Here is a 20,787-nt window from a genome sequence, read left to right on the forward strand (position 1 = left end):
CTTCGTGTTGGCTAGAGCCGACCGGCGCGCACCGATAGGGGCCAACGGATATCCCGCTGCTCCATGGGCGAGCCCCAGGCTTCCGCCAGGGCTTCCTGAAACGCCACGATCGGCGCGCGGCCGATGGCCTTCTCCGCCGCTCGGACTGCCGACCAAGTTTCCGTATAGCCAATCAGGTCCGACAAGCCCCAGGACAGTGTGATGGCGAGTTCCGGCACTGCGATCTCCGGAAATGGGAACGGAAGCATTTGATATCCGTCCTCGACATGGCGGCGCTCCGGCGGCCAATGGGGCTGGAGAGTTCCGCCGTAGAAGCGCTGTATCACGGCGTCGACCGTCGCATCGTCCACGTGCAGAACGCCGTAGGTGATCAGCGCCAGGATCGCGCCCGGCCGTGCGACCCGCCGCACTTCGACGTAGAATGTCGGGAGGTCCAGCCAATGCGCCGCCTGGGCGACGGTGACGAGATCGGTACTGGCGTCCGGAAGGCCGCTGCGCTCGGCAGGCGCGATACTGTATGCGACGCGGTCATGCGGCGTCGCATGGGCGATCTGCTGCGCACTCGCGTCGGTGGCCACGACATGCTGGAATCGGTCGGCGAGTAGGACCGAGAGCTGCCCGGTGCCGCAGGCGCAATCGAGGGCGACGGATTGCCCTGGCGCGGCCTCCGCAAGGACATCGATCAGCGCCCGCGGGTAGGTCGGCCGATGTGCCGCGTACTCGGACGCATGGGTCGAAAAATGGTCCTTGAAACGCGTCACGGCCATCGGCCCCGGGTATCGGAAACATGCCCAGATCGCGACCGCATCGATCTGCTTCCGGAGCGCTGCACATCATGGATTGTACAGGCTGCTGCAACACCCGCAAGAGCTGGGATCAGCGTGGTGTGAGGAAGACCATTCCTTTCAGAAGGTGGTGATATCGTCGTTCGGATCGATGGGAAATCGATCAGTCCAACCGTCAGGCGATGGCCATGTCGAGTGATGCGGCCCTGTCCAAAATCACCGTCGTGGCGTCGTACGTTCCCGGCTCGACGGTGACGGAGAAAGCCACATCGAAGCATTGCCCCAACGGGTTGCGTTGGGGCTGAAGCATCCTGGGGCCAGCCAATGCGATTCTCTCGAGGATCGCATTGGTCTCGCCCCTAATCGCGGCTGGTTCGGACCCGGAGATCAGCAACTCAGGCGACGGCCCTCACGACGACCGAAGACACGGAAGTGAGCAGCGCCAGATTCCATCTGGCCCCGGTTGACCGCTCGGCGGACATCGGGATTGCAGCGAAGATACTCCGCCTCGTCGAAGCCGCTGTCTCGCCGGCCGTAACCCCGTCCACGCTCCCGGTAATCCCCGTCGCGATCACGGTATCCGTCGTCCCGACCTCGATATCCGTCGTCGCGGCTGCGATAGCCTTCTTCGTATCCACGATAGGGCTGGGCGAGGACAGGGCTGATCGAGCCGAGGACGGTCAGTCCCAGAACCGCTGCTGCACAGAGTGACTTCATGTCCGAGATTCTCCTTGCCGGACGCTAGAAACAGTTGCGCTTGGGATTTGGTTCAATCGGACCCGACGATCCGGCCTTCGAGGCCGAACAGACGGCTGAGGCCGCGCACCCGGTTGAGGATACGGTCGCCCGGCAATGAACCCTGACCGGGCGCGAGTGTCAGGGTCACCCGGCCGTCCTTGACGAGGACCGGGAGCCGCCCGAGGGCGCCCTCCATGCCGGCCGAGAGCGGAAAGGCGAGGCGCAGAAGAGCGCCGAGAAGGCGCGCGCGCTCAAACAGGCGAGGACCTGCCAGATTGCGCAGCATCGGGCTTGCCTTCTCGGGCGCGATCCCCTCATGGCGGAAGTAGATGGCGAGCGCGAGGTAGGCCCGGCCCGGATGGTCGATGCCTACGAAGGCCGCATGCGTGATGACGTTGACGCTCTGCTCTCCGCGGTAGTCTGGATGGGCCCGCCACCCGATGTCGGACAGAAGGCAGCCCGCGTGCCGCAGGCGGCGCTCGTCGGCGGTTTCGGGAGCATCGAGACTTGCGATGAAGCGGTCGCTCCAGCCGATCAGATCGGCAGCATGCCCCGGCGAGCGGGCCCGGAGTGCGTTCAACTCGGCAGCTGCCGCGAGCAACGGGTCGGCCAGGCGTGAATCGCGGTCGAGCTGCTCGTAGAGCAGACCCTCGCGCACACCGCTGGCGGAGACGGCAAGCTCGCGCGGACGTCCGATGCGGATAATCTCCTCCAGCACCACGGCCCCATAGGCAAGCAAGGGGCGGCGCGCTTCTGAGACGCTTTCGACATCCTGGAGCAGGGCCGCGTCGGTGCGCTCCACCACTTCGAGGAAGTTCAATTCGTCGGACGGCTCGACACTGTAGCCGTGCATGACGTGGAGCGGGTATCCGCGGGCCGATTGGTGCAGCCGCGCCAGCGCGCGCCACGTCCCTCCCACGGCGTAGAAGCTACGTCCGCGCAGAGTCTCCAGTTGCGGCGCTGCCTTCTTCAGGTTCTCACGGACGATCTTGAGCGCCTTCTTCACCGATCCGCCGGAGAGATCCTGCAGCGCGAGGCCCCCGAGCGGCATCGTCACACCCGTACCGACCGTGGCGCCGCGCACATCGACGAGTTCAAGGGAGCCGCCGCCGAGATCGCCAACGACGCCATCGGGGGCGTGGAAGCCCGAGATGACACCGAACGCCGAGAGTTCGGCCTCGCGACGCCCGGAGAGAAGCTCGATGCGCTGGCCGCAGGCGGCTTCCGCGGCGGCCAGGAAGTCGGGTCCGTTCTCGGCATCGCGCGCGGCGGCCGTGGCCAGCACGAAGACCCGGCCGATCTGCATGGTTTCGCACAGCACGCGGAAGCGCGCGAGGGCGATAAGGGCCCGGCGCACCGCATCCTCATTGAGACGGCCCGTAGTCAGTACGTTGCGGCCGAGGCCGCACAGAACTTTCTCGTTGTAGAGTGGTGTCGGTGCCCGTGTCAGCCCGTCATAGGCGACGAGCCGTACCGAGTTCGAGCCGATGTCGATGATCGCCACCGGCGCGTTGTGACCTCCCGTCCCCTGGAAGGGGGGGCCTCGGACAGGTGTAGGGCGGGCAGGGTCGAGGCCCATGCGGGCTCCTCTGGACAATCCGTCGGCCACGCTGCCGTCAGCCACGCTGCGCGCGTCGGCTCAAGGCGCGCGGGCTCGACTTTTTCGACGACTTGCCGCGCCCGGACAGGCTCGGATTCGTCATGAAGTACTTGTGCGCATTGAACGGCTCCTCCCCTTCGGCAGGTAGGATCCGCTCACTGGCACCCGACGCCAGTACACGCCAGCTCTGGCGGTTGTCGAGGAGGTTGGCCAGCATGATCTGATCGAGGACCTGCTGATGCACGGTCGGATTGGTGATCGGCAACAGGGCCTCGACGCGACGGTCCAGATTCCGGCTCATCAGATCGGCGGACGAGATGTAGACGGTCGCCTTCGGATGGGGCAGCCCGACGCCGTTGCCGAAGCAGTAGATGCGCCCATGCTCCAGGAAGCGTCCGACGATCGACTTCACCCGGATTGTGTCCGACAGGCCCGGGATGCCGGGCCGCAAGCAGCAGATGCCGCGCACCACGCAGTCGATCTGCACGCCGGCCTGGGAGGCATCGTAGAGCGCGTCGATGATCTGTTGGTCGACCAGCGAGTTGCACTTGATCCAGATCGCGGCCGGGCGACCCGCCTTGGCGTGGGCCACCTCCGCCTCGATGTTCTCGAGAAGGCGCGGTTTCAGGGTCAGCGGTGAAACCGACATCCGCTCGAGTTCCGCGGGCTCGGCGTAGCCGGTGATGAAATTGAAGATGCGGCTGACATCGCGAGCCACTGCCGGGTCTGCCGTGAAGAAGGACAGGTCGGTGTAGATGCGCGCCGTGATGGGGTGATAGTTGCCGGTGCCGACATGGCAGTAGGTCACGAGGCGATCCCCCTCGCGCCGCACCACCATCGACAGCTTGGCGTGGGTCTTCAGCTCGATGAAACCGAACACCACCTGAGCACCGGCCTTCTCCAGGTTGCGCGCCCAACGGATGTTGGCCTCTTCGTCGAAGCGGGCCTTCAGCTCGACGAGGGCGGTCACCGATTTGCCGAGTTCGGCGGCCTCGGCCAGAGCGGCGACGATCGGTGAGTTCGAGGAGGTGCGATAGAGCGTCTGCTTGATCGCCACCACGTTCGGGTCACGAGCCGCCTGGGCCAGGAACTGCACCACTGCGTCGAAGGATTCGTAGGGGTGATGGACGATGAAGTCCTTCTGTCGGATCGCCGCGAAGACGTCGCCTCCGCTCTCGCGAATGCGCTCGGGAAAGCGCGGATTGTAGGACTTGAACTTCAGGTCCGGCCGGTCGATCCCGACGATCTGGGACAGCTCGTTGAGGGCCAGCATACCCTCCACGAAGATTACCGCATCGGTGCTGATCTCCAACTCGTCGGCGACGAAAGCCCGCAGGTCCTCGGGCATGCCGGCCTCGACCTCGAGACGGATGACCACGCCGCGGCGGCGCTGCTTCAGCGCGGTCTCGAAATGCAGGACGAGGTCCTCTGCCTCCTCCTCGATCTCGAGGTCCGAATCGCGGATCACCCGGAAAGCGCCCTGTCCCCGCAGCGAATAGCCCGGGAACAGCCGTCCGGTGAACAGGACGATGACCTGCTCGATGGCGATGAAGCGCGCGGTGGCATCGTTCTCCGCGTCAGGGAGGCGCACGAAGCGGTCGAGCACCGCCGGAAGACGAATGAGAGCCCGCAGGGTCCGGCCATCGCGGGGACGCACCAGCATCAACGCGATGGTGGAGCCGAGATTCGGAATGAACGGGAACGGATGGGCCGGATCGATGGCGAGGGGCGTCAGCACCGGAAAGACGTGATTGAGGAAGTAGTCTTCCAGCCACGCTTTATGTTCCTGCGTCAGACCGGCGGGCTCCACCAATTCGATGCCGACGCCGAGCAGGTCGCGGCGCAGTTCGCGCCATCGGGTCTGCTGATCGAGGGCGAGGCGCGAGACTTCGGAACCGACACGGGCCAGTTGCTCCGACGGCGTCAGCCCATCCTGCGAGGGCAGCACCAGTCCCGCGCGGACCTGATCATGCAGGCCGGCGACGCGCACCATGAAGAACTCGTCCAGATTGTTGGCCGAGATCGACAGGAAGCGCACCTGCTCCAGCAGCGGGTGGTTGGTGTTCGAAGCCTCCTCGAGCACACGGCGATTGAACTGCAGCCACGAGAGTTCGCGGTTGACGAAACGCTCGGGCGAGTGGCGCAGAGCGAGGCCGGCTTCACGCACGGATTCGCGAGCGTCGGAGCCCGGGATTGCCTCGGCGGAGGCCGTCCCTGCTTCGGCAGCCGGCAGATCGAGGTCCGCATCCGGCAATGCCTCCGGGGCGGGCGCCGGCGCGACCCGCGTCTCTTTGGGGGCCATCTTCTCCTGAGGTGGTCTGGCTGCCGAAGCGGGGGCGCTTCGCCGAGCAGCAGGGCGGGCCGGTCGCGCGCGGCTCTCGGTGCCCCGCGGGATTTCGGCGTCCGGGATGCCGGTGTCCCGTGCGGTTGCGTCCGAGTCCATGTCGCCCAAGAGTCTTTCTCCTTCGTCGCGGGATCGGCTTCCTAGCATGGGCAAGGCCGCCGTTTTTGACAGTTCAATGACAATCACTGGTGCTGCCAGGAGGGCATCAGGACCGTCGCTCCTGTCGATGAGAGCCGTGTTCTCGCATTCAGATGGGGGCTTCGCTGTCGGCGGCTGGATTGTCGTATGCCTCGTCGTCGTCGACTTCACCCGCGCCGTAGCCGAGGCGCTCCAGCACGGCCAGGGCCAGGGGCTTGGTGATGCGCCGGCCCCGGCTCAGGGCGTCGCGATCCAGGGCGGTGACGACTTCCCGGGCGCGGCCGAGGGAGCGGTCGATGCGGAGCGCGAGAGCCTCGACGATCGCAAGGTCAACGACGAGTTGGCGGTCTACGAACAGCTTGACCAGAACCGCTCGCAGGAGGGCGTCGTCGGGAGGCAGGATCATGGCGCTGGGCGCAAGGCGCAGCCGTGAGCGCAGATCCGCCGTGGTCAGCCCCAGGGCCTCCACCGAGGTCGCGGAGGTGATCAGGACCGGACAGGCTCTTTCGCGGGCGAGATTGAGCAAGTGGAACAGGGCCGCTTCGTCGCGCGGGCCGGCCCGGTCGATGTCTTCGACCACCAGGGCACCGTTGGACAGGAAGCGTGGGACCGTCTCCGCAGTGATCTCGGAGGCCTGTGCCGTCCAGGCATGCGAGCGGGTCGCCCAAATCGAGGCGAGATGACTCTTGCCGCTCCCCGGCGGTCCGGAGAGCAAGCATACGGGGTGGGGCCAGTTCGGCCAGGCCTCGACCAGCGCATAGGCGGCCTCGTTGGCCGGGCCGACGAGGAAGTCTTCACGGCCGTAGCGCGGGTCTGCCGGCAGGTCGAAGGCGAGTTGCTTCGGGGGGACGTTTTCGCGGATTGCCATCTAGCGATCGGGTTTGGACAGGAGCGCAGGAGCGTCGGCATAGTAGAGCGGGCTCTGGAGGTAACGCTCCAGGACGAACCGGACCAGAACTCCGATGGAAGCCGCGACAGGGACCGCCAGCAGGAGTCCGAGGAAGCCGAACAGCGAGCCGAAGGCAAGCAGCGCGAAAATCAGCCAGACCGGATGCAGGCCAACCGATTCCCCCACCAGCTTCGGCGAGATGATGTTGCCCTCGAGGAACTGACCCACCACGAACACCCCGATGGTGAGGCCGATATGAAGCCAGTCGGAACCCGGCCAGAACTGAGCCAGGGCGACGCCGACGGAGAGAAGGAAGCCGGTCAGCGTCCCCACATACGGGATGAAGGTCAGGAAGCCCGCGATCAGCCCGATCAGGACACCGAAATTCAATCCAACGGCGAACAGGCCGACGGCGTAGAAAGTGCCGAGGATGAGACAGACCAGGGTCTGTCCGCGCACGAAGCCCGTCACCGCCCCGTCGATCTCGCGTCCGAGGCGTCGCACGACTGGACGGTGGCGCGGGGGCACCCAGCCGTCGACGGACGCCACCATGCGGTCCCAGTCAACGAGAAGGTAGAAGGCCACCACCGGGGTCACCACCAGGAGCGACGCGATTGAAATCAGCGCCTGGCTGCCCGACCACAACGATTTCAGGAAGGTCAGGAACCAAGTCCCCCCCTGCCCCACCAGGGTGCCGACCTGCGATTGTAGGTCGCTCAGCACGTCGGCGCCACCGACCCGCTGCAGGAGTGGGCCGGCCCGCTCGGCCAGAATGCCCTGAAGGCGCGAGACCATGCCGGGCAGGGTCGCCACGAGGGCGGAGACCTGGTTGGCGGCAAGCGGCACGACGAGGAGCAGTACGACGACGAGGCCGACCACGAACATCGCCAGGATGAGGAGGGAGGCGGAGAGCCGGCCAAGTCCCAGGCGCTCCAGTCGATCAGCGATCGGATCGAGAAGATAGGCCAGCGCCAGACCGGCCACGAACGGCAGCATCACGTCGGCCAGCAGGTACAGCAGCAGGGCAAGGCCCACGAGGGCCGTCAGCCCGATCATCGCCCTGCCGCGCATCGGCCGTTCCCCGTTCACGTCGTTCCATGCTCAACAGTGGGAACCCGGGGCAACACGGTCAAGGCTGTGGTGCGAAAGGGATGGAAACCTTGTACGCCCATGGGCGACGCACGACAGAACACAAGATTGGTATACCAGCGGCACGGCTGTCCTGGGATACGGCTGTCCTGGGATACGATGGACTCGCGAACCCGCGCGGGAGCGGTTAGAGGTCGCCGAACACGGATTTGCAGAGAGCGGTGCGGATGACCGGCGAGCCCAGTAACGGAATGACCTACGCGGCAGCCGGCGTCGATATCGACGCCGGCAACGCCATGGTCGAGACGATCAAGCCGCTGGTACGTGCTACCCGCCGGCCGGGGGCGGATGCCGAGATCGGCGGCTTCGGTGGCCTGTTCGACCTCAAGGCCGCCGGCTTCAAGGACCCGATTCTTGTGGCGGCCAATGACGGCGTCGGCACCAAGGTGAAGATCGCCATCGAGACCAATCGGCACGACACCATCGGCATCGACCTTGTGGCGATGTGCGTCAACGACATCATCGTGCAGGGTGCCGAACCGCTGTTCTTCCTCGACTATTTCGCAACCGCCAAGCTGGTGCCGGGAGTGGGCGCCGACATCGTGCGTGGCATCGCGGCCGGCTGCCGGATTGCCGGCTGCGCCCTGATCGGCGGCGAGACCGCGGAAATGCCGGGTCTCTACGACGGCGCCGACTACGATCTCGCAGGCTTCAGCGTAGGGGCGGCCGAACGCGGAACCCTGCTGCCGCGCGGCAACATCGTTCCGGGCGACGTGGTACTGGGCCTGCCCTCCTCGGGCGTGCATTCCAACGGTTTCTCGCTGGTGCGCCGCATCGTCGAGAAGAGCGGCCTGTCCTACGACGATCCCGCCCCCTTCGAGCCCACCCGGACGCTGGGCGAGGCGCTGCTGGAGCCGACCCAGATCTACGTGAAGCCGCTGCTGGCGGCCCTGCGGACCACGGATGGCATCAAGGCGCTGGCCCACATCACGGGTGGCGGCTTTCCCGACAACCTGCCTCGCGTGCTACCCGACGGCGTCGGCATCAGCATCGACCTCGACGCGATCATCCCGCCGCCGGTCTTCGGGTGGCTTTCGGAGGTTGGCGAAGTCGTCGAATCCGAGATGCTGCGCACCTTCAACTGCGGCATCGGCATGGTTGTGGTAGTGGCGCCCGAGAGCGTCAGCAGCGTGTCGAAAGCCCTCGACCTCGGCGGCGCCTCCCCGGTCCGCCTTGGCCGGATCACCCCGCGCGGCCCCGAGCCCGTGACCTTCGAAGGCCGGCTCGCATTCTGATGGCGGCCCTTGCGAAAACCCGCGTCGCGATCCTCATCTCGGGGCGCGGCTCGAACATGGCCTCGCTGATCGCGGCGGCCGAGGCGTCGGGTTATCCCGCCGAGATCGTGCTGGTGGCGGCCAACCGTCCCGAGGCACCGGGCCTTGCCTTCGCGGCAGAGCGCGGCATCCCGACCCGTGCCCTCGATCACCGGGCCTACCCGAGCCGGGAGGCCTTCGACGCCGCGCTCCATACCGAATTGAAGGACGCCGGCATCGATCTCGTCTGCCTCGCTGGATTCATGCGGATCTTCTCCGCTGGCTTCGTCGAGTCCTGGGCGGGTCGGATGATCAACATCCACCCCTCCCTGCTGCCGCTGTTCAAGGGCGTGCACACCCACGAACAGGCGCTGGCCGCCGGTGTCCGCCTTCACGGCTGCACCGTGCATTACGTGGTGCCCGAACTCGATGCCGGTCCGATCATCGCCCAGGCCGCCGTGCCGGTCCGGCCCGGAGACGATGCCGAGACCCTCGCGGCACGCATTCTGGTACAGGAGCACCGGCTCTACCCGCAGGCCCTGGCGCTGGTCGCGGCCGGCCAAGTGAGCCTGGACGGTGACCGGGTGACGTTTTCGGGGGGCGTGCAGGGGACGGACGGGGCGCTACTCAGCCTGTAGCACAGAGCCGGGGACCGCTTATGCGTTCGGGAGGTGCGTCGCCAGCGCCTCCAGAACCGCCATGCGGACGGCGACGCCCATCTCGACCTGCTCTCGGATCAGCGACTGCGCCCCATCGGCGATCTCGGACGAGATTTCGACGCCCCGGTTCATCGGACCCGGATGCATCACCAGGGCGTCGGGGGCGGCCAGCCGCAGCTTGTCGGCATCGAGCCCGAAATAGCGGAAATACTCCTTCACGGAGGGTACGAACGAGCCGTTCATGCGCTCGCGCTGCAGGCGCAGCATCATGACGATGTCACAGCCCTCCAGGCCCCTGCGCATGTCCGTGAAGACCTCGACGCCGAAGCGCTCGATGCCGGTGGGTAGCAGGGTCGAGGGCCCGATGATGCGCACCCGGGCACCCATCGCCTGGAGCAGGATCAGGTTGGAGCGTGCGACGCGGCTGTGCAGGACGTCGCCGCAGATGGCGACCCGAAGGCCCTCGATCCGACCCTTGTTGCGCCGAATGGTCAGGGCATCGAGCAGGGCCTGGGTCGGATGCTCGTGCGCGCCGTCCCCGGCATTGACCACGGCACAATCGACCTTGCGGGCGAGGAGATGCACGGCGCCCGCTGCATGGTGGCGCACCACGATGATGTCGGGCCGCATGGCATTCAGGGTGGCGGCGGTGTCGATGAGGGTCTCGCCCTTCTTCACCGAGGACGAGGCCACGGACATGTTCATGACGTCCGCGCCGAGGCGCTTGCCGGCCAGCTCGAACGAACTCTGCGTCCGCGTCGAGGGCTCGAAGAACAGGTTGATCTGGGTGCGGCCCCGCAATGTGGCGCGCTTCTTCTCGACTTGGCGGGAGAGTGCCACCGCCTCCTCCGCCCGATCGAGGAGGATCTCGATATCGGGGCGCGAGAGTCCTTCGATACCGAGCAGGTGCCGGTGGGGGAAGCTTTGAGGCGCGGCTGTCATGCTGGGTCCAGGGCTATAGGCCGGGCCGGCAAGGGCGGCAAGGCACGTGAAGCGCCGGCCGCCCCCGCGCCTACACCCCCGGAGCCACCAGCGGGCGGAGGGATGCTGCGAGGTCGGTGAGGCTCAGACCACCCTTCTGCAAGACGCGGTCGGCGCGTCCTGCGAGGCGCCGCCGATCTTCCGCAGTGATGTCCTTGGCGGTCAGCACCACCACCGGAATGTCGCGCCACTCCGCGCGTTCGCGCAGTGCCCGCAGGAATCCGAAGCCGTCCATCTCCGGCATCATCAGGTCGAGGAGGATGAGGCAGGGCTTCTTGGCCGCCGTCGCCTCGAGTCCCGCGACGCCGTTCTCCGCCGAGGCGACCCGCCAGCCTTCGCGCGTCAGCATCGCCGACAGGCGTTCCCGGGCATCGGGATCGTCGTCGATGATGAGTACCGGTCCCTTGTGCTCGGAGGGTTTGAACCGATCCATCGCAGATTTGAGCTGCGTCCACTCGATCGGTTTCTGCAGATAGTCGGTGGCCCCGAGGGAGAAGGCGAGGTTCTGCTCGTCGAGCACCGTCACCATGATGATCGGTGTCGTGCCGAGTTCCGGATCCGCTCTCAGGGTGCGCAGCACCGACCAGCCATCCATGCGCGGCATCGTCACGTCGAGGAGGATGACGCGAGGCTTCAGTTCGCGGGCTCGCTCGATGCCTTCGCGCCCGTCGCGGGCTGTGGCAACGGTGAAGCCGTCTTTCTGCAAGAAACGCGCGAGGAGGTCGCGGGTCGAGGCGTCGTCATCGATGATGAGGACGTGCCCGCCGGGGATCGGCCGTGCCTCGTGCATCAGGTGCAGGGCGCCATGGTCGTGCGCGACGGCTGCCTCGGGGCTTGCGGGGACATAGACTGCTGGCACCACCAGGGTGAAGGTGGTGCCGGACCCTTCCTCGCTCTCGACCTCGATCCGGCCGCCCAGCATCTCTGCGAAGGCGCGGGTGATGGCGAGGCCGAGGCCCGTTCCGCCGAAACGCCGGGTGGTGGAAGCGTCAGCCTGGGTGAAGCGCTGGAACAGCTTGGCCTGCTGCTCGGCGTTCATACCAATGCCCGTGTCGGTGACGCGGAAGTTGAGCCAAGCAGCCTCGTCGCGCGTCATCCGCGAAACCGCCAGCACGATCCGTCCGCCCTCGGTGAACTTTGCGGCGTTGCTCAGGAGGTTGATTAGGCATTGGCGCAGCTTGGTCTGGTCGGTCTGCGCCTCGCCGAGGTCGTCCGCGATTTCGAGGGCGAGGGTGTTGCCCTTCTTCTCGATGAGCGATTCTACCGTGGAGGCGACGTCACGCACGGTCTCCGAGACGGAGAAGGTTTCGGCGTAGACCTCCATGCGCTCGGCCTCGATTTTTGACAGATCGAGCACATCGTTGATCAGGCCCAGAAGGTGGCGGGCATTCGACTCGATCTTGCGCATGTCGGCGAGGAGTCCTTCCTCGCCTAGATCCTCGATTTCCTCCTGCAGCATCTCTGAGTAGCCGATTACCGCCGAGAGCGGGGTGCGCAGTTCGTGACTCATGTTGGCGAGGAACTGGCTCTTGGCGCGATTGGCCTCCTCGGCTGCCTCCTTGGCCGCTTCCAGGGCCAGTTCGGCCTCTTTCCGTGCCGTCACATCCGAATGGGTGCCGACCCATTCGCGAATGCTGCCATTTTCCTCCAGGATGGGGACCGCCCGGGCGGACATGATCCGCCAGACGCCGTCGTGACGGCGGATCCGATGTTCGATCTCGTAGGGTGAAAGGCTCTCTACGGCCCGCACCCAGGTCTCGTTGGTGCGGCTCTGATCATCCGGGTGGATGGCCTTCAGCCATCCGGCCCCCGCGGCCTCCTGGGGCGTCTGACCGGTGAAGCGGGTCCATTCGGAGGGCGTCACCTCGAAGCCGCCCTCGGGCGTCGTGGTCCAGACGATGGCGCTCGTGGCCTCGGTAAGAGACCGGAAGCGCTCCTCGCTGTGGCGCATGCGCTCTTCGGAGAGCTTGCGCAGAGTCTCGTCCGAAACCACCAATCCGACGCCGTCGGCTTGGGATTTGCCAGCGCCGGACGAACCGCCCCGCCCCCGCAGGGGATAGAAGCTCATCTGGAAATGGCGCACCCCGCGGGGGGCGCTTGGCGTCGAGACCGCCACGTCGACATTGGTGGTGACGAGGCCCTCGTCGCGAGCGGCCTTGAGCTTCGGAATCAGCTGCTCCTGCAGGGTCGGCACATGGGCCCAGATCGGCGCCCCGAGATCGGCCCCGAAGCCGCGCTCGTTCATGGTGGCGAGCGCCCGGTTCATGTGCTGGATCGTCAGGTCGCGATCGAGGAAGCCGAGCCCGACGGGCGCGTTGGCAAATACGCCGTCGAGGAGAGCCGCCGTGCGCTGCTCGTCGCGCCGGCGCACCAGTGCGAGTCGTCCGAGCAACGCGACGGCACCGAGGGCGGCCGCAATCGAAACCAGGGACAGGACAAGGGAGAGTACCCGGTCCCGTGCCTCGCTCGTCGCCAGGACCGCATTGGCGTGGTTCTGAACCGCCTTCACCGCGGCCCGCACTTCGTCCATCGAGCGCTTGCCCTCGCCCATCCGGGCAAGCCCCACGGCGGCGTCGTAGCCCTGCTCCCGACGCAGCGCGATCACCCGGGCTGCGTAGGCGCGCTTCGTCTCGACGAAGCGGCGCAGGTCGCGGATGTGCTGCGGCCCTTGATCATCCGTTTGCGTGGACAGCGTCTCGATGGCGTTCAACTGACCGTCGATGGTGTCCTGCGCCGCCTGATAAGGCTCGAGATAGGCCTCGTCCCCGAACAGCACGTAGCCCCGCATGCCGGTCTCAAGCTCAACCATGTTCGAGAGCAGGCGCTCGCTCTGGCTGAGGATGGCATGCTGGCGAGCGCCCTGTGCGCGGCTCGCCTCGCCGGCCAGGTAGTTCCCGATTCCAGCCGCGACCGCCAGGCCGATCAGCACCAGGGCGAGCGGCGAGCTGGGTAGACCCGCGAGAAGGCGGGGCTTGCGCCAGGCTCGATCGGAACGCGGAGGCGAGGCATTGCTCATGTGGTGGACTTCATGCGGTGGGTGACCCGGTGGGCGAAGGGACGAACGGAACATCGCGATGGCGCTTTGCTGCCGGTCTGCGTGCCCGGACAGGGCGCCCTCGCAGAGGCCGGAAGCGATGGAGGCGGACTTACGTCAATGAGCCGTGGACACGAGCAAGGCGGGACACGAGCAGGGGGGACGCGAGCAAGGAGAATGCATCGACGCTCGCAAACGCGCCGCCGGTCCGTCCGTTCATCGCCAACCTGTCTTTGGTCAACGCGCTGGGTTGCGCAGGCTGCGTGTCCCACCGGATCGTCAGTCGCTGCCCTCGTCGGGAATGGCGAGGCGGGTGCCACAGGCCTTGCAGTGGACGGCATCCGTATCATGGCGCTGCAGACCACAGGTCGGGCAAGGAAATCGGATTTTGGGTGGCCGGAACAGCACCTGGGCAAGGCGCAGGAACAGGGTCACACCAAAGATCATCACCGCGACCGAGATCAGGCGCCCCGTTGGGCCCGGCAGGGTGATGTCCCCGTATCCAGTAGTCGTCAGCGAGGTCACGGTGAAATAGAGCGCGTCGATGGCATTGCCGATCGCCGGATTGGTGCCGTGCTGGGTTGCGTAGACGATCCCGGTCATCACGAACACGAACACCGCGAGGTTGGTGGCCGCCAGGATCGCGTCCTCGTTGGCGCGGAAGACCGCGCTGTCGGCACGCAACCGGTCGAGGAGCTGGTAGGTGCGCAGAAGGCGGAGGGTGCGGAGGATGCGCAGGAAGCCGACGCCCTCGCCAATCACCGGTGCCAGAAACGAGACCAAAGCGGCGATGTCGGCCCAGGTCGAGAGGTGCAGGAACTCCCGCGATCGATTCCGGCTGATGGCGAGCCGGGCCAGGAAGTCCAGGAGGACCACGAGGCCGAAGGCGATATCGATCCGCTCGATCCAGGCCTGACGCGGCAGGAACGAGGTCCCCACGACGTAGACCACGGTCGCCGCATCGAAGAGGAGGAGGCCATAGCGGAAGCGATGGGCGCGGCCCGTATCGCCCTCGTAGAGTTCCGCGAGAAGCGCGTTCTGCTGAGCCATCGATGCGAAGTTGCCTGTCGGGGGAAGGAGTGCGCTCAGCGCCGCAGGCGATTGCCGAGCACGAAGCCGAACAGGCCCATCAGGATGATGCCAGCCGCGCCCTCGATGCCGACGAGAAGATTGGTGACGCGTCCCACGGGTTTGACGCCGATCTCGGGAGGATTGGCGGTCATCATGTTGAGAGCGCTGTAGCTCACCAGGTCCAGAGGGTTGTAGGTCGGCCGGCCGTCGCTACCCTCGGGAATCAATCCACCGGTCAGACCGTAGAGCGCTGCGAAGACGCCGATGAGGATGACGAACGCGCGGGCGATCCGCGACAGGCTTTCGCCATAGTCGCAAAGCCACTCCACGAAGCGATCCGCGACCCATTGATAACCGTGGCGGAGCAGGTCCGGGCCTGAACGCGCGTCCCAGGCTGCCCGCGCCTGAGCGCCCGCATGGAGACGACCCATCCGGCGACCGCGCTTATAGGCCCAGCTTGCCGCGTCCTGGCTGCCGATACTCTTGAAATTCTGCTCGAGCGCCAGGTAGCTCGCCTGAGCCGCGGGGTAATCTCGAGCGACCTCCTCGCCCACCGCGCCGCCAAGCTGGTCCACCCGCATCCGGGTGCCGTTGAGCCAGGCGCCGGCGAAGCGCGCGTGGCGCAGGTCGCAGGTGGAGAGGTTGAGGCGTACGAGGCTGGTCTCGGAGAGGTCCGCCTCCGACAGGTTGGCCCCGTCCAACTTCACGCCGGTGAGGTTGGCGCCCCGCAGGCGCGAGCCGGTCAGCTGCGTCTTCTTGAGGCTGGCGCCCTCGAAATCGGCGTAGGTCAGGTTGACGCCCACGAGCTTGACCTCGTCCAGGCGAGCGCCGCGAAAATGGGTGTAGTCGGCGTCGGCCCCGGTGAAATCGGCGCCCCAGAGGTCGGCGCCCTCGAAGTTGGCTCCATCGAGGAGCGCACGACGCAGCTTGGCGAAGCGCATCGCCGCACCGTCGAAACGCGCATCCTCCAGCATCGCATCGTCGAAGTTCGCCTCGCCCCCGGCAATGCCAGTGAAGCGGGCGCCGCTGAGGTCGGCATTGGCGAAGTTCGCCTCCTCCACGGTGGCACCGGTAAAATCGGCGGACCGGCCGAGCACGCCGGCCAGCGTCGCACCTGAGAGGTTCGCTCCGGAGAGATCCACGTCCTCGAGGTGTGCGTCGGTGAGATCCGCTCCAGCCAGGGCCAGGCCGGCCTGCTTGGCGTCCCACCAGGCAGGCGGTTCCGTATCCGCACCGAGACGGGCTGCCAACGCCTCGCGTCCGAGGGGGAGTCCCGCAAGGGCACGGGTGTCGTCGCCCGCCGCGAAGGCCGTGCCGGCGAGAGCTGCGAGGCGTTCCAGGACCCGGTCGGCACGAGCCTGCGCGGCGGTGATCGGATCCGCCTCAGGGTTCATGGCGGGGCTCCAGACCTGTCGCGTGGGCACCATTCCGGGCCTCGGACGTTTCGAAGTGCTTGGCCACGGCGTGCCGGCGACGGCACGGGGAGCGCGGTGTGGCTGTGATGTGGGTGGAGATCGGCCTGAAGGCCGCCGGGGGGATCCTCGTGGTCGCGACCCTGCTGCCCTTCATTCCCAGCAATTCCGGCTTCATCCGCACCTTCGACTTCCCGCGATTGCAGATTGCGGCCCTGATCGTGGCCGTGATCCTGGGATTGCTGATCGCTGCCCGCGACACTTCGGGTCTCACACTCGTTGCCGCGCTCGCCGCAGCCCTAGCCTACCAACTGGTGTGCATCTACCCGTTCACCCGATTGGTCTCGCCGCAGGCGGCCGCGGCAGAGCCGGAATCCTGCCGCTCGGAGGCGGGCTTCTCGATCATGATCGCGAACGTGCTGGAATCGAACCGCGCCTACGCGCCCCTGCTCGACCTCGTCACCAAGCAGGATCCCGACCTGTTGCTGCTCGTCGAGACCGACGAACTCTGGGCGGAGGCTCTGGAACCCCTGCGGACGCGGTATCCATACCGAGTGGCCCAGCCGCAGCACAACACCTACGGGCTGATGTTCTATTCCAAGCTCGCTTTAGATAACCCGGAGGTGCGTTTCCTGCTGCAGGACGACGTCCCCTCCGTGCGCACCGGTGTGACGCTCCGCTCGGGAGAGCGCTTTACCTTCTTCGGCGTGCATCCCAGGCCGCCTCATCCGGGTCAGAGCAGCGCGCCGCGTGACGCCGAACTCGTGATGGTGGCGCGCGAGGTTGCGGCGGAGGGGGGCCCGGCAGTGGTGGCAGGCGACCTGAACGACGTCGCCTGGTCGAAGACGAACGACCTGTTTCAGCGTATCAGCGGTCTCCTCGATCCGCGGATCGGCCGTGGTCTCTATCCGACCTTCAACGCCAAATGGCCGCTGCTGCGCTGGCCCCTCGACCATGTGTTCTTCAGCGACGATTTTCTCCTCGGCCGGATCGAGCGATTGCCTCATATCCAGTCGGACCACTTTCCAATCCTGATCAGCCTCTGCCGCACGGATCGGGCGCCACGCCTGCAGGATGCCCCGCAAGCCACGGCGCAGGATCACGAGGATGCACAGGAGGCGGTAGAGGCGGCCCGATGATGGGGCTCAACGCTGGGCAACACCGGCCGCCATGTTGATGGCGAGGGCCAGCACGCTGGTATTGAAGATATAGGCGTAGATGGTCTGCACTGTCGCAACACGGCGCATCGCCTTGCTGGTGATATCGGTATCCGATGTCTGCGACGTCGCCCCGATGGTCACGGAGAAATAGAAGAAGTCCCAGAAATCCGGGTTCTCCTCGCCATTGAAGTCGAGTCCGCGGCGCGATGTGTCCGCTTCGGTCCCGTAGTACAGGTGCGCGTAGTGCACCGTGAAGACCACCTGCACGAAGAGCCAAGCGCAGATCATGGTCGCTGCGGCGAGCGCGAGGTGGCTCAAACGATACGCTTCGCTTCCATTGCCGCCGAGTACCAGCATCGCCACGGCGCCGAAGCTCGCGGCGGCCGCCAGAATCGCGAAGAGCGTTACGGTGAGAGCACTGTCGTCCAGGCGCGACGACTCCCTACGCAGCGAGTCCTGCGACTGACGCGCTGCTTTCCCGACGATCAACCCGCAATAGGCGAGAACGCCGAGGCACCAGCCGAGCAGCAGCCGAACCGACAGGTCTGCGAAGGGAAGAATCAACGCGAGGACGAGGGTGAGCCCTACGGAGGCGAGAAGGCGCGGACGGAGCCAGAAGGCCTGAAAGGGATTCAGCATGTGAGGATCGTCTCGACCATTCGCGATTCGATCCTGCTCTCGCGCGGAGATGCCTTATCCGCAAGCCTTGTCTCCGCAAGCCTTGTCTCCACAAGCCTTGTCACAGCTTGCTCTGCGGCCTGGGAGGAAGCGGGCGATCCACGGTCGCAGCGGTAGGAACAAGCGATAGGCGACCTCGCCGAGGCTGATCAGCCCAGGCAGGCGAGCGAGATGGGCAAGGATACGCCAGCGCGGCAGCACGGCCCAGAGCGCAGCGAAACCTCTCGCTCCCGATGCCAGCGCACCATCCGGGCGGCGGACATGGAAGCGGGCACGGGCTGCGCTTCGGGTCAGGTCGGGACCGAGATCCGCGGGGTCTTCGGCGGCGACGTCGATCCAAGCGACCCGCTCTCCGCCCGGCGAGCGCCGGTAGAGCCGGATCTCAGCAGCGCAAAGAGGACAGGCCCCGTCATAATAGACGGTCAGGGTCGGCGACGATGGCGCGGTCGGAGTCATGCCTTGGAAGATAGGGTGACGAGCCCCCGTGACACGGTCGTGAATCGCTTCGCGACCGTGTCATTGTCCCGCATGGGTCTCTCAGACCGGGTTCAGCGACGGGCCAGCGCCTTCAGGGCATTACGACCGGCATAGAGGGCCTGTGAACCAAGGCCTTCCTCGATGCGGATGAGCTGATTGTACTTGGCCAATCTGTCGGAGCGCGCCAGCGAGCCGGTCTTGATCTGTCCGCAGTTCGTCGCAACCGCGAGGTCAGCGATGGTCGAATCCTCGGTCTCACCGGAGCGATGGGACATCACGGCCGTGTAGCCGGCCCGCTGGGCCATATCGACGGCGGCCAGCGTTTCTGTGAGCGAACCGATCTGGTTCACCTTCACTAGGATCGAGTTGGCCGTCTGCTCGGCGATGCCGCGCGACAGGCGTGTCACGTTGGTGACGAACAGGTCGTCGCCGACCAGCTGGCAACGGTCGCCGACACGCTCGGTGAGAAGCTTCCAGCCCTCCCAATCGTCCTCCGACATACCATCCTCGATCGACAGGATCGGGTAGGCGTCGACGAGCCCCGCCAGATAGGCGACCTGCGCCTCGATATCGCGGGTCTGGCCCTCACCCTCGTAGTGGTAGGCGCCATCCTTGAAGAACTCGGTCGCTGCGCAGTCGAGAGCCAGCACCATGTCGGTGCCGGGCTTGAAACCAGCGGCCTGGATCGATTGCATCACGAAATCGAGAGCGGCCTCGGCCGAGGGCAGGTTCGGGGCAAAACCGCCCTCGTCGCCCACGTTGGTGTTGTGGCCGGCCTTCTTCAATGCACCCTTGAGGGTGTGGAACACCTCGGCACCCATGCGCACGGCTTCGGCGAGCGAGGACGCGCCCACCGGCATGATCATGAATTCCTGGAAGTCGATCGGGTTGTCGGCATGGGCACCGCCGTTGATGATGTTCATCATCGGCACAGGCAGTACCCGGCCCTGGGTTCCGCCGATGTAGCGGTAGAGCGGCAGGCCTGCCGTCTCGGCGGCGGCTTTGGCGACAGCGAGTGACACGCCCAGGATTGCGTTGGCGCCGAGGCGGCTCTTGTTGGGCGTGCCGTCGAGCTCGATCATCGCTTCGTCGATGGCGATCTGATCCTCGGCATCCATGCCGCCGATGGCGTCGAGGATGTCCGACTGCACCGCGTTGACCGCCTTGCGGACACCCTTGCCGCCGTACCGACCCTTGTCCCCGTCGCGCAGTTCCATGGCCTCGTGCGCGCCGGTGGAGGCGCCCGAGGGAACAGCCGCGCGCCCGAAGGAGCCGTCTTCGAGCAACACGTCGACCTCGATGGTCGGGTTGCCTCGGCTGTCGAGGATCTCACGGGCGGCGATGTTCGTGATCGCGGTCATGGAAGCGCCTTTGCGGACGGTGCGGCTTATCGAGGCCTCGTCACGCGAGGCCGGGTCCGATGCCCAAGGATGTCCGGATGACATGCCCCGGGACCGGACGATTTCGCCGAGGCTTATCCGTCAACGCTTCGCGTCCGGCAAGCGTCCTGTCGCCTCCTGCAAGACTGCCGGCGCGCTGGAACTGGTATTCCAGCCCGTCGGCCGCAGGGGATTGATCGTTGCGCCTGAAGCGAAGGGAAGTGGCCTAGCGGTCACCGGCTCCGGACAGAAGCAGCTCGATCTGCGCCATTCCGTTCTCACGCGCCTTGGCTTCGGTCGGGTGATTGCGGTCGGATCGCTGGATCAGCTTGCCCTTCCGGCGGATGGCCCATTGGTATGGACTGCCGGGCGCCTTGGGCGGCTGGATCTCCAGAGTGTAGGGATAGGTGGCCGTGTTTTCGTCGCTCATGGTTCCCATATGGCACGCGGACATCGCGCCTGCCACTCACCGTCGCCACTTGGGCGGCAAATTGGTTGGATTTCAGCATAAGGCGTGACCTGTGCGACAAGCGTGTCGCCCCCGTCACCGGAAGATTTTGCCCATGACGCAGCCACCTTCAGGCGCCGAGAGCTTGCAACTCGGACAGACGACGCCCCTGCCGACCAGTCCCGACGAGGCCCGCCTCGACCGGGTACCGAACCCGCATCCGGGCACTGACTATCTCGCCCGCTTCACCGTACCTGAGTTCACTTCACTCTGCCCCGTCACCGGCCAGCCGGACTTCGCCATCCTGGTGATCGACTACGTGCCGGATCAATGGCTCGTCGAATCGAAGTCGCTCAAGCTCTACCTGACAGCCTTCCGCAATCACGGGGCCTTCCACGAGGATTGCACGGTGGGGATCGGTTTGCGGCTCACGGAGTTGCTGGCGCCCCGCTACCTGCGCATCGGGGGCTTCTGGTACCCACGCGGCGGCATTCCCATCGACGTGTTCTGGCAGACCGGCGAGCCGCTGAAATCCGTCTGGCTCCCGGATCCCGGCGTGCCCCCCTACCGGGCTCGCTGAGAGCGCGGATGC

At 66.2% G+C, this 20,787-nt stretch carries 18 protein-coding genes; 5 read left to right on the forward strand and 13 right to left on the reverse strand.

What is annotated here, in order from left to right; all coding sequences use genetic code 11:
- Positions 1-11 precede the first annotated feature (11 nt).
- Complete coding sequence (locus ACV7NL_RS17115) at positions 12-767, reverse strand: class I SAM-dependent methyltransferase (RefSeq protein ID WP_056183155.1); 756 nt, start codon at positions 765-767, stop codon at positions 12-14.
- Positions 768-1,217: 450 nt separating this feature from the next.
- Here ACV7NL_RS17115 and ACV7NL_RS17120 point away from each other — a divergent pair, with 450 nt between their 5' ends.
- Positions 1,218-1,496: a hypothetical protein gene (locus ACV7NL_RS17120; RefSeq protein WP_463356312.1), complete on the forward strand. Its 279-nt coding sequence runs from the start codon at positions 1,218-1,220 to the stop codon at positions 1,494-1,496.
- A gap of 58 nt (positions 1,497-1,554) precedes the next feature.
- On the opposite strand, the gene ppx is transcribed toward ACV7NL_RS17120, so the two are convergent.
- The 4 genes from ppx to ACV7NL_RS17140 all read right to left on the reverse strand — a co-directional run bounded on the left by ppx (position 1,555) and on the right by ACV7NL_RS17140 (position 7,565).
- Positions 1,555-3,102, reverse strand: coding sequence for an exopolyphosphatase (ppx, locus tag ACV7NL_RS17125; RefSeq protein WP_463356313.1), 1,548 nt, complete (start codon positions 3,100-3,102; stop codon positions 1,555-1,557).
- A 37-nt stretch (positions 3,103-3,139) separates the two neighbouring features.
- Positions 3,140-5,575, reverse strand: a complete 2,436-nt coding sequence (locus tag ACV7NL_RS17130; RefSeq protein WP_463356314.1) for an RNA degradosome polyphosphate kinase — start codon at positions 5,573-5,575, stop codon at positions 3,140-3,142.
- Positions 5,576-5,714: 139 nt separating this feature from the next.
- Positions 5,715-6,467, reverse strand: coding sequence for a P-loop NTPase family protein (locus ACV7NL_RS17135; RefSeq protein ID WP_463357153.1), 753 nt, complete (start codon positions 6,465-6,467; stop codon positions 5,715-5,717).
- Positions 6,468-6,473: 6 nt separating this feature from the next.
- On the reverse strand, positions 6,474-7,565 hold the full coding sequence (locus tag ACV7NL_RS17140) for an AI-2E family transporter (RefSeq protein WP_463356315.1): 1,092 nt from the start codon (positions 7,563-7,565) through the stop codon (positions 6,474-6,476).
- Positions 7,566-7,810: 245 nt separating this feature from the next.
- On the opposite strand from ACV7NL_RS17140, the gene purM reads away from it, so the two are divergent.
- Both purM and purN read left to right on the forward strand, forming a co-directional pair.
- Entirely contained in the window at positions 7,811-8,878 is a 1,068-nt protein-coding gene (gene purM / locus ACV7NL_RS17145) for a phosphoribosylformylglycinamidine cyclo-ligase (RefSeq protein ID WP_463356316.1), read from the forward strand.
- The gene (gene purN / locus ACV7NL_RS17150; RefSeq protein WP_463356317.1) at positions 8,878-9,534 is read left to right on the forward strand and encodes a phosphoribosylglycinamide formyltransferase; all 657 of its coding nucleotides are present in this window, start codon (positions 8,878-8,880) and stop codon (positions 9,532-9,534) included. Before purM ends, purN begins: the two co-directional genes overlap by 1 nt.
- A gap of 18 nt (positions 9,535-9,552) precedes the next feature.
- Here the strand turns inward: purN and ACV7NL_RS17155 are convergent, their stop codons facing one another.
- The 4 genes from ACV7NL_RS17155 to ACV7NL_RS17170 all read right to left on the reverse strand — a co-directional run bounded on the left by ACV7NL_RS17155 (position 9,553) and on the right by ACV7NL_RS17170 (position 16,035).
- Positions 9,553-10,497 (reverse strand): aspartate carbamoyltransferase catalytic subunit, encoded by a 945-nt coding sequence (locus ACV7NL_RS17155; protein WP_463356318.1) that lies wholly within the window; start codon positions 10,495-10,497, stop codon positions 9,553-9,555.
- A 70-nt stretch (positions 10,498-10,567) separates the two neighbouring features.
- Positions 10,568-13,552 carry a response regulator gene (locus ACV7NL_RS17160; protein ID WP_463356319.1) on the reverse strand — a complete coding sequence of 995 codons (2,985 nt, stop codon included), beginning with the start codon at positions 13,550-13,552 and terminating at the stop codon, positions 10,568-10,570.
- Between the two features lie 297 nt (positions 13,553-13,849).
- Entirely contained in the window at positions 13,850-14,620 is a 771-nt protein-coding gene (locus ACV7NL_RS17165) for a potassium channel family protein (RefSeq protein WP_247635773.1), read from the reverse strand.
- Between the two features lie 35 nt (positions 14,621-14,655).
- On the reverse strand, positions 14,656-16,035 hold the full coding sequence (locus ACV7NL_RS17170; protein ID WP_463356320.1) for a pentapeptide repeat-containing protein: 1,380 nt from the start codon (positions 16,033-16,035) through the stop codon (positions 14,656-14,658).
- Between the two features lie 107 nt (positions 16,036-16,142).
- Between ACV7NL_RS17170 and ACV7NL_RS17175 the strand changes: the two genes are divergently transcribed.
- The gene (locus ACV7NL_RS17175) at positions 16,143-17,192 is read left to right on the forward strand and encodes an endonuclease/exonuclease/phosphatase family protein (protein ID WP_463357154.1); all 1,050 of its coding nucleotides are present in this window, start codon (positions 16,143-16,145) and stop codon (positions 17,190-17,192) included.
- A gap of 6 nt (positions 17,193-17,198) precedes the next feature.
- On the opposite strand, the gene ACV7NL_RS17180 is transcribed toward ACV7NL_RS17175, so the two are convergent.
- From ACV7NL_RS17180 to ACV7NL_RS17195, 4 genes are all read right to left on the reverse strand, one after another.
- A complete protein-coding gene (locus ACV7NL_RS17180) occupies positions 17,199-17,852 on the reverse strand; it encodes a DUF1345 domain-containing protein (RefSeq protein ID WP_463356321.1) in 654 nt (217 codons plus the stop codon).
- 54 nt (positions 17,853-17,906) lie between these two features.
- Positions 17,907-18,347 (reverse strand): thiol-disulfide oxidoreductase DCC family protein, encoded by a 441-nt coding sequence (locus tag ACV7NL_RS17185; protein WP_082504231.1) that lies wholly within the window; start codon positions 18,345-18,347, stop codon positions 17,907-17,909.
- 92 nt (positions 18,348-18,439) lie between these two features.
- Positions 18,440-19,729, reverse strand: coding sequence for a phosphopyruvate hydratase (gene eno, locus ACV7NL_RS17190; protein WP_056183125.1), 1,290 nt, complete (start codon positions 19,727-19,729; stop codon positions 18,440-18,442).
- Positions 19,730-19,973: 244 nt separating this feature from the next.
- Entirely contained in the window at positions 19,974-20,177 is a 204-nt protein-coding gene (locus ACV7NL_RS17195; protein ID WP_056183260.1) for a hypothetical protein, read from the reverse strand.
- Between the two features lie 133 nt (positions 20,178-20,310).
- Between ACV7NL_RS17195 and queF the strand changes: the two genes are divergently transcribed.
- Positions 20,311-20,775, forward strand: coding sequence for a preQ(1) synthase (gene queF / locus ACV7NL_RS17200; RefSeq protein WP_056183122.1), 465 nt, complete (start codon positions 20,311-20,313; stop codon positions 20,773-20,775).
- The last annotated feature ends 12 nt before the right edge of the window (positions 20,776-20,787 follow it).

This window comes from Methylobacterium sp. Ger2507 (assembly GCF_055231875.1).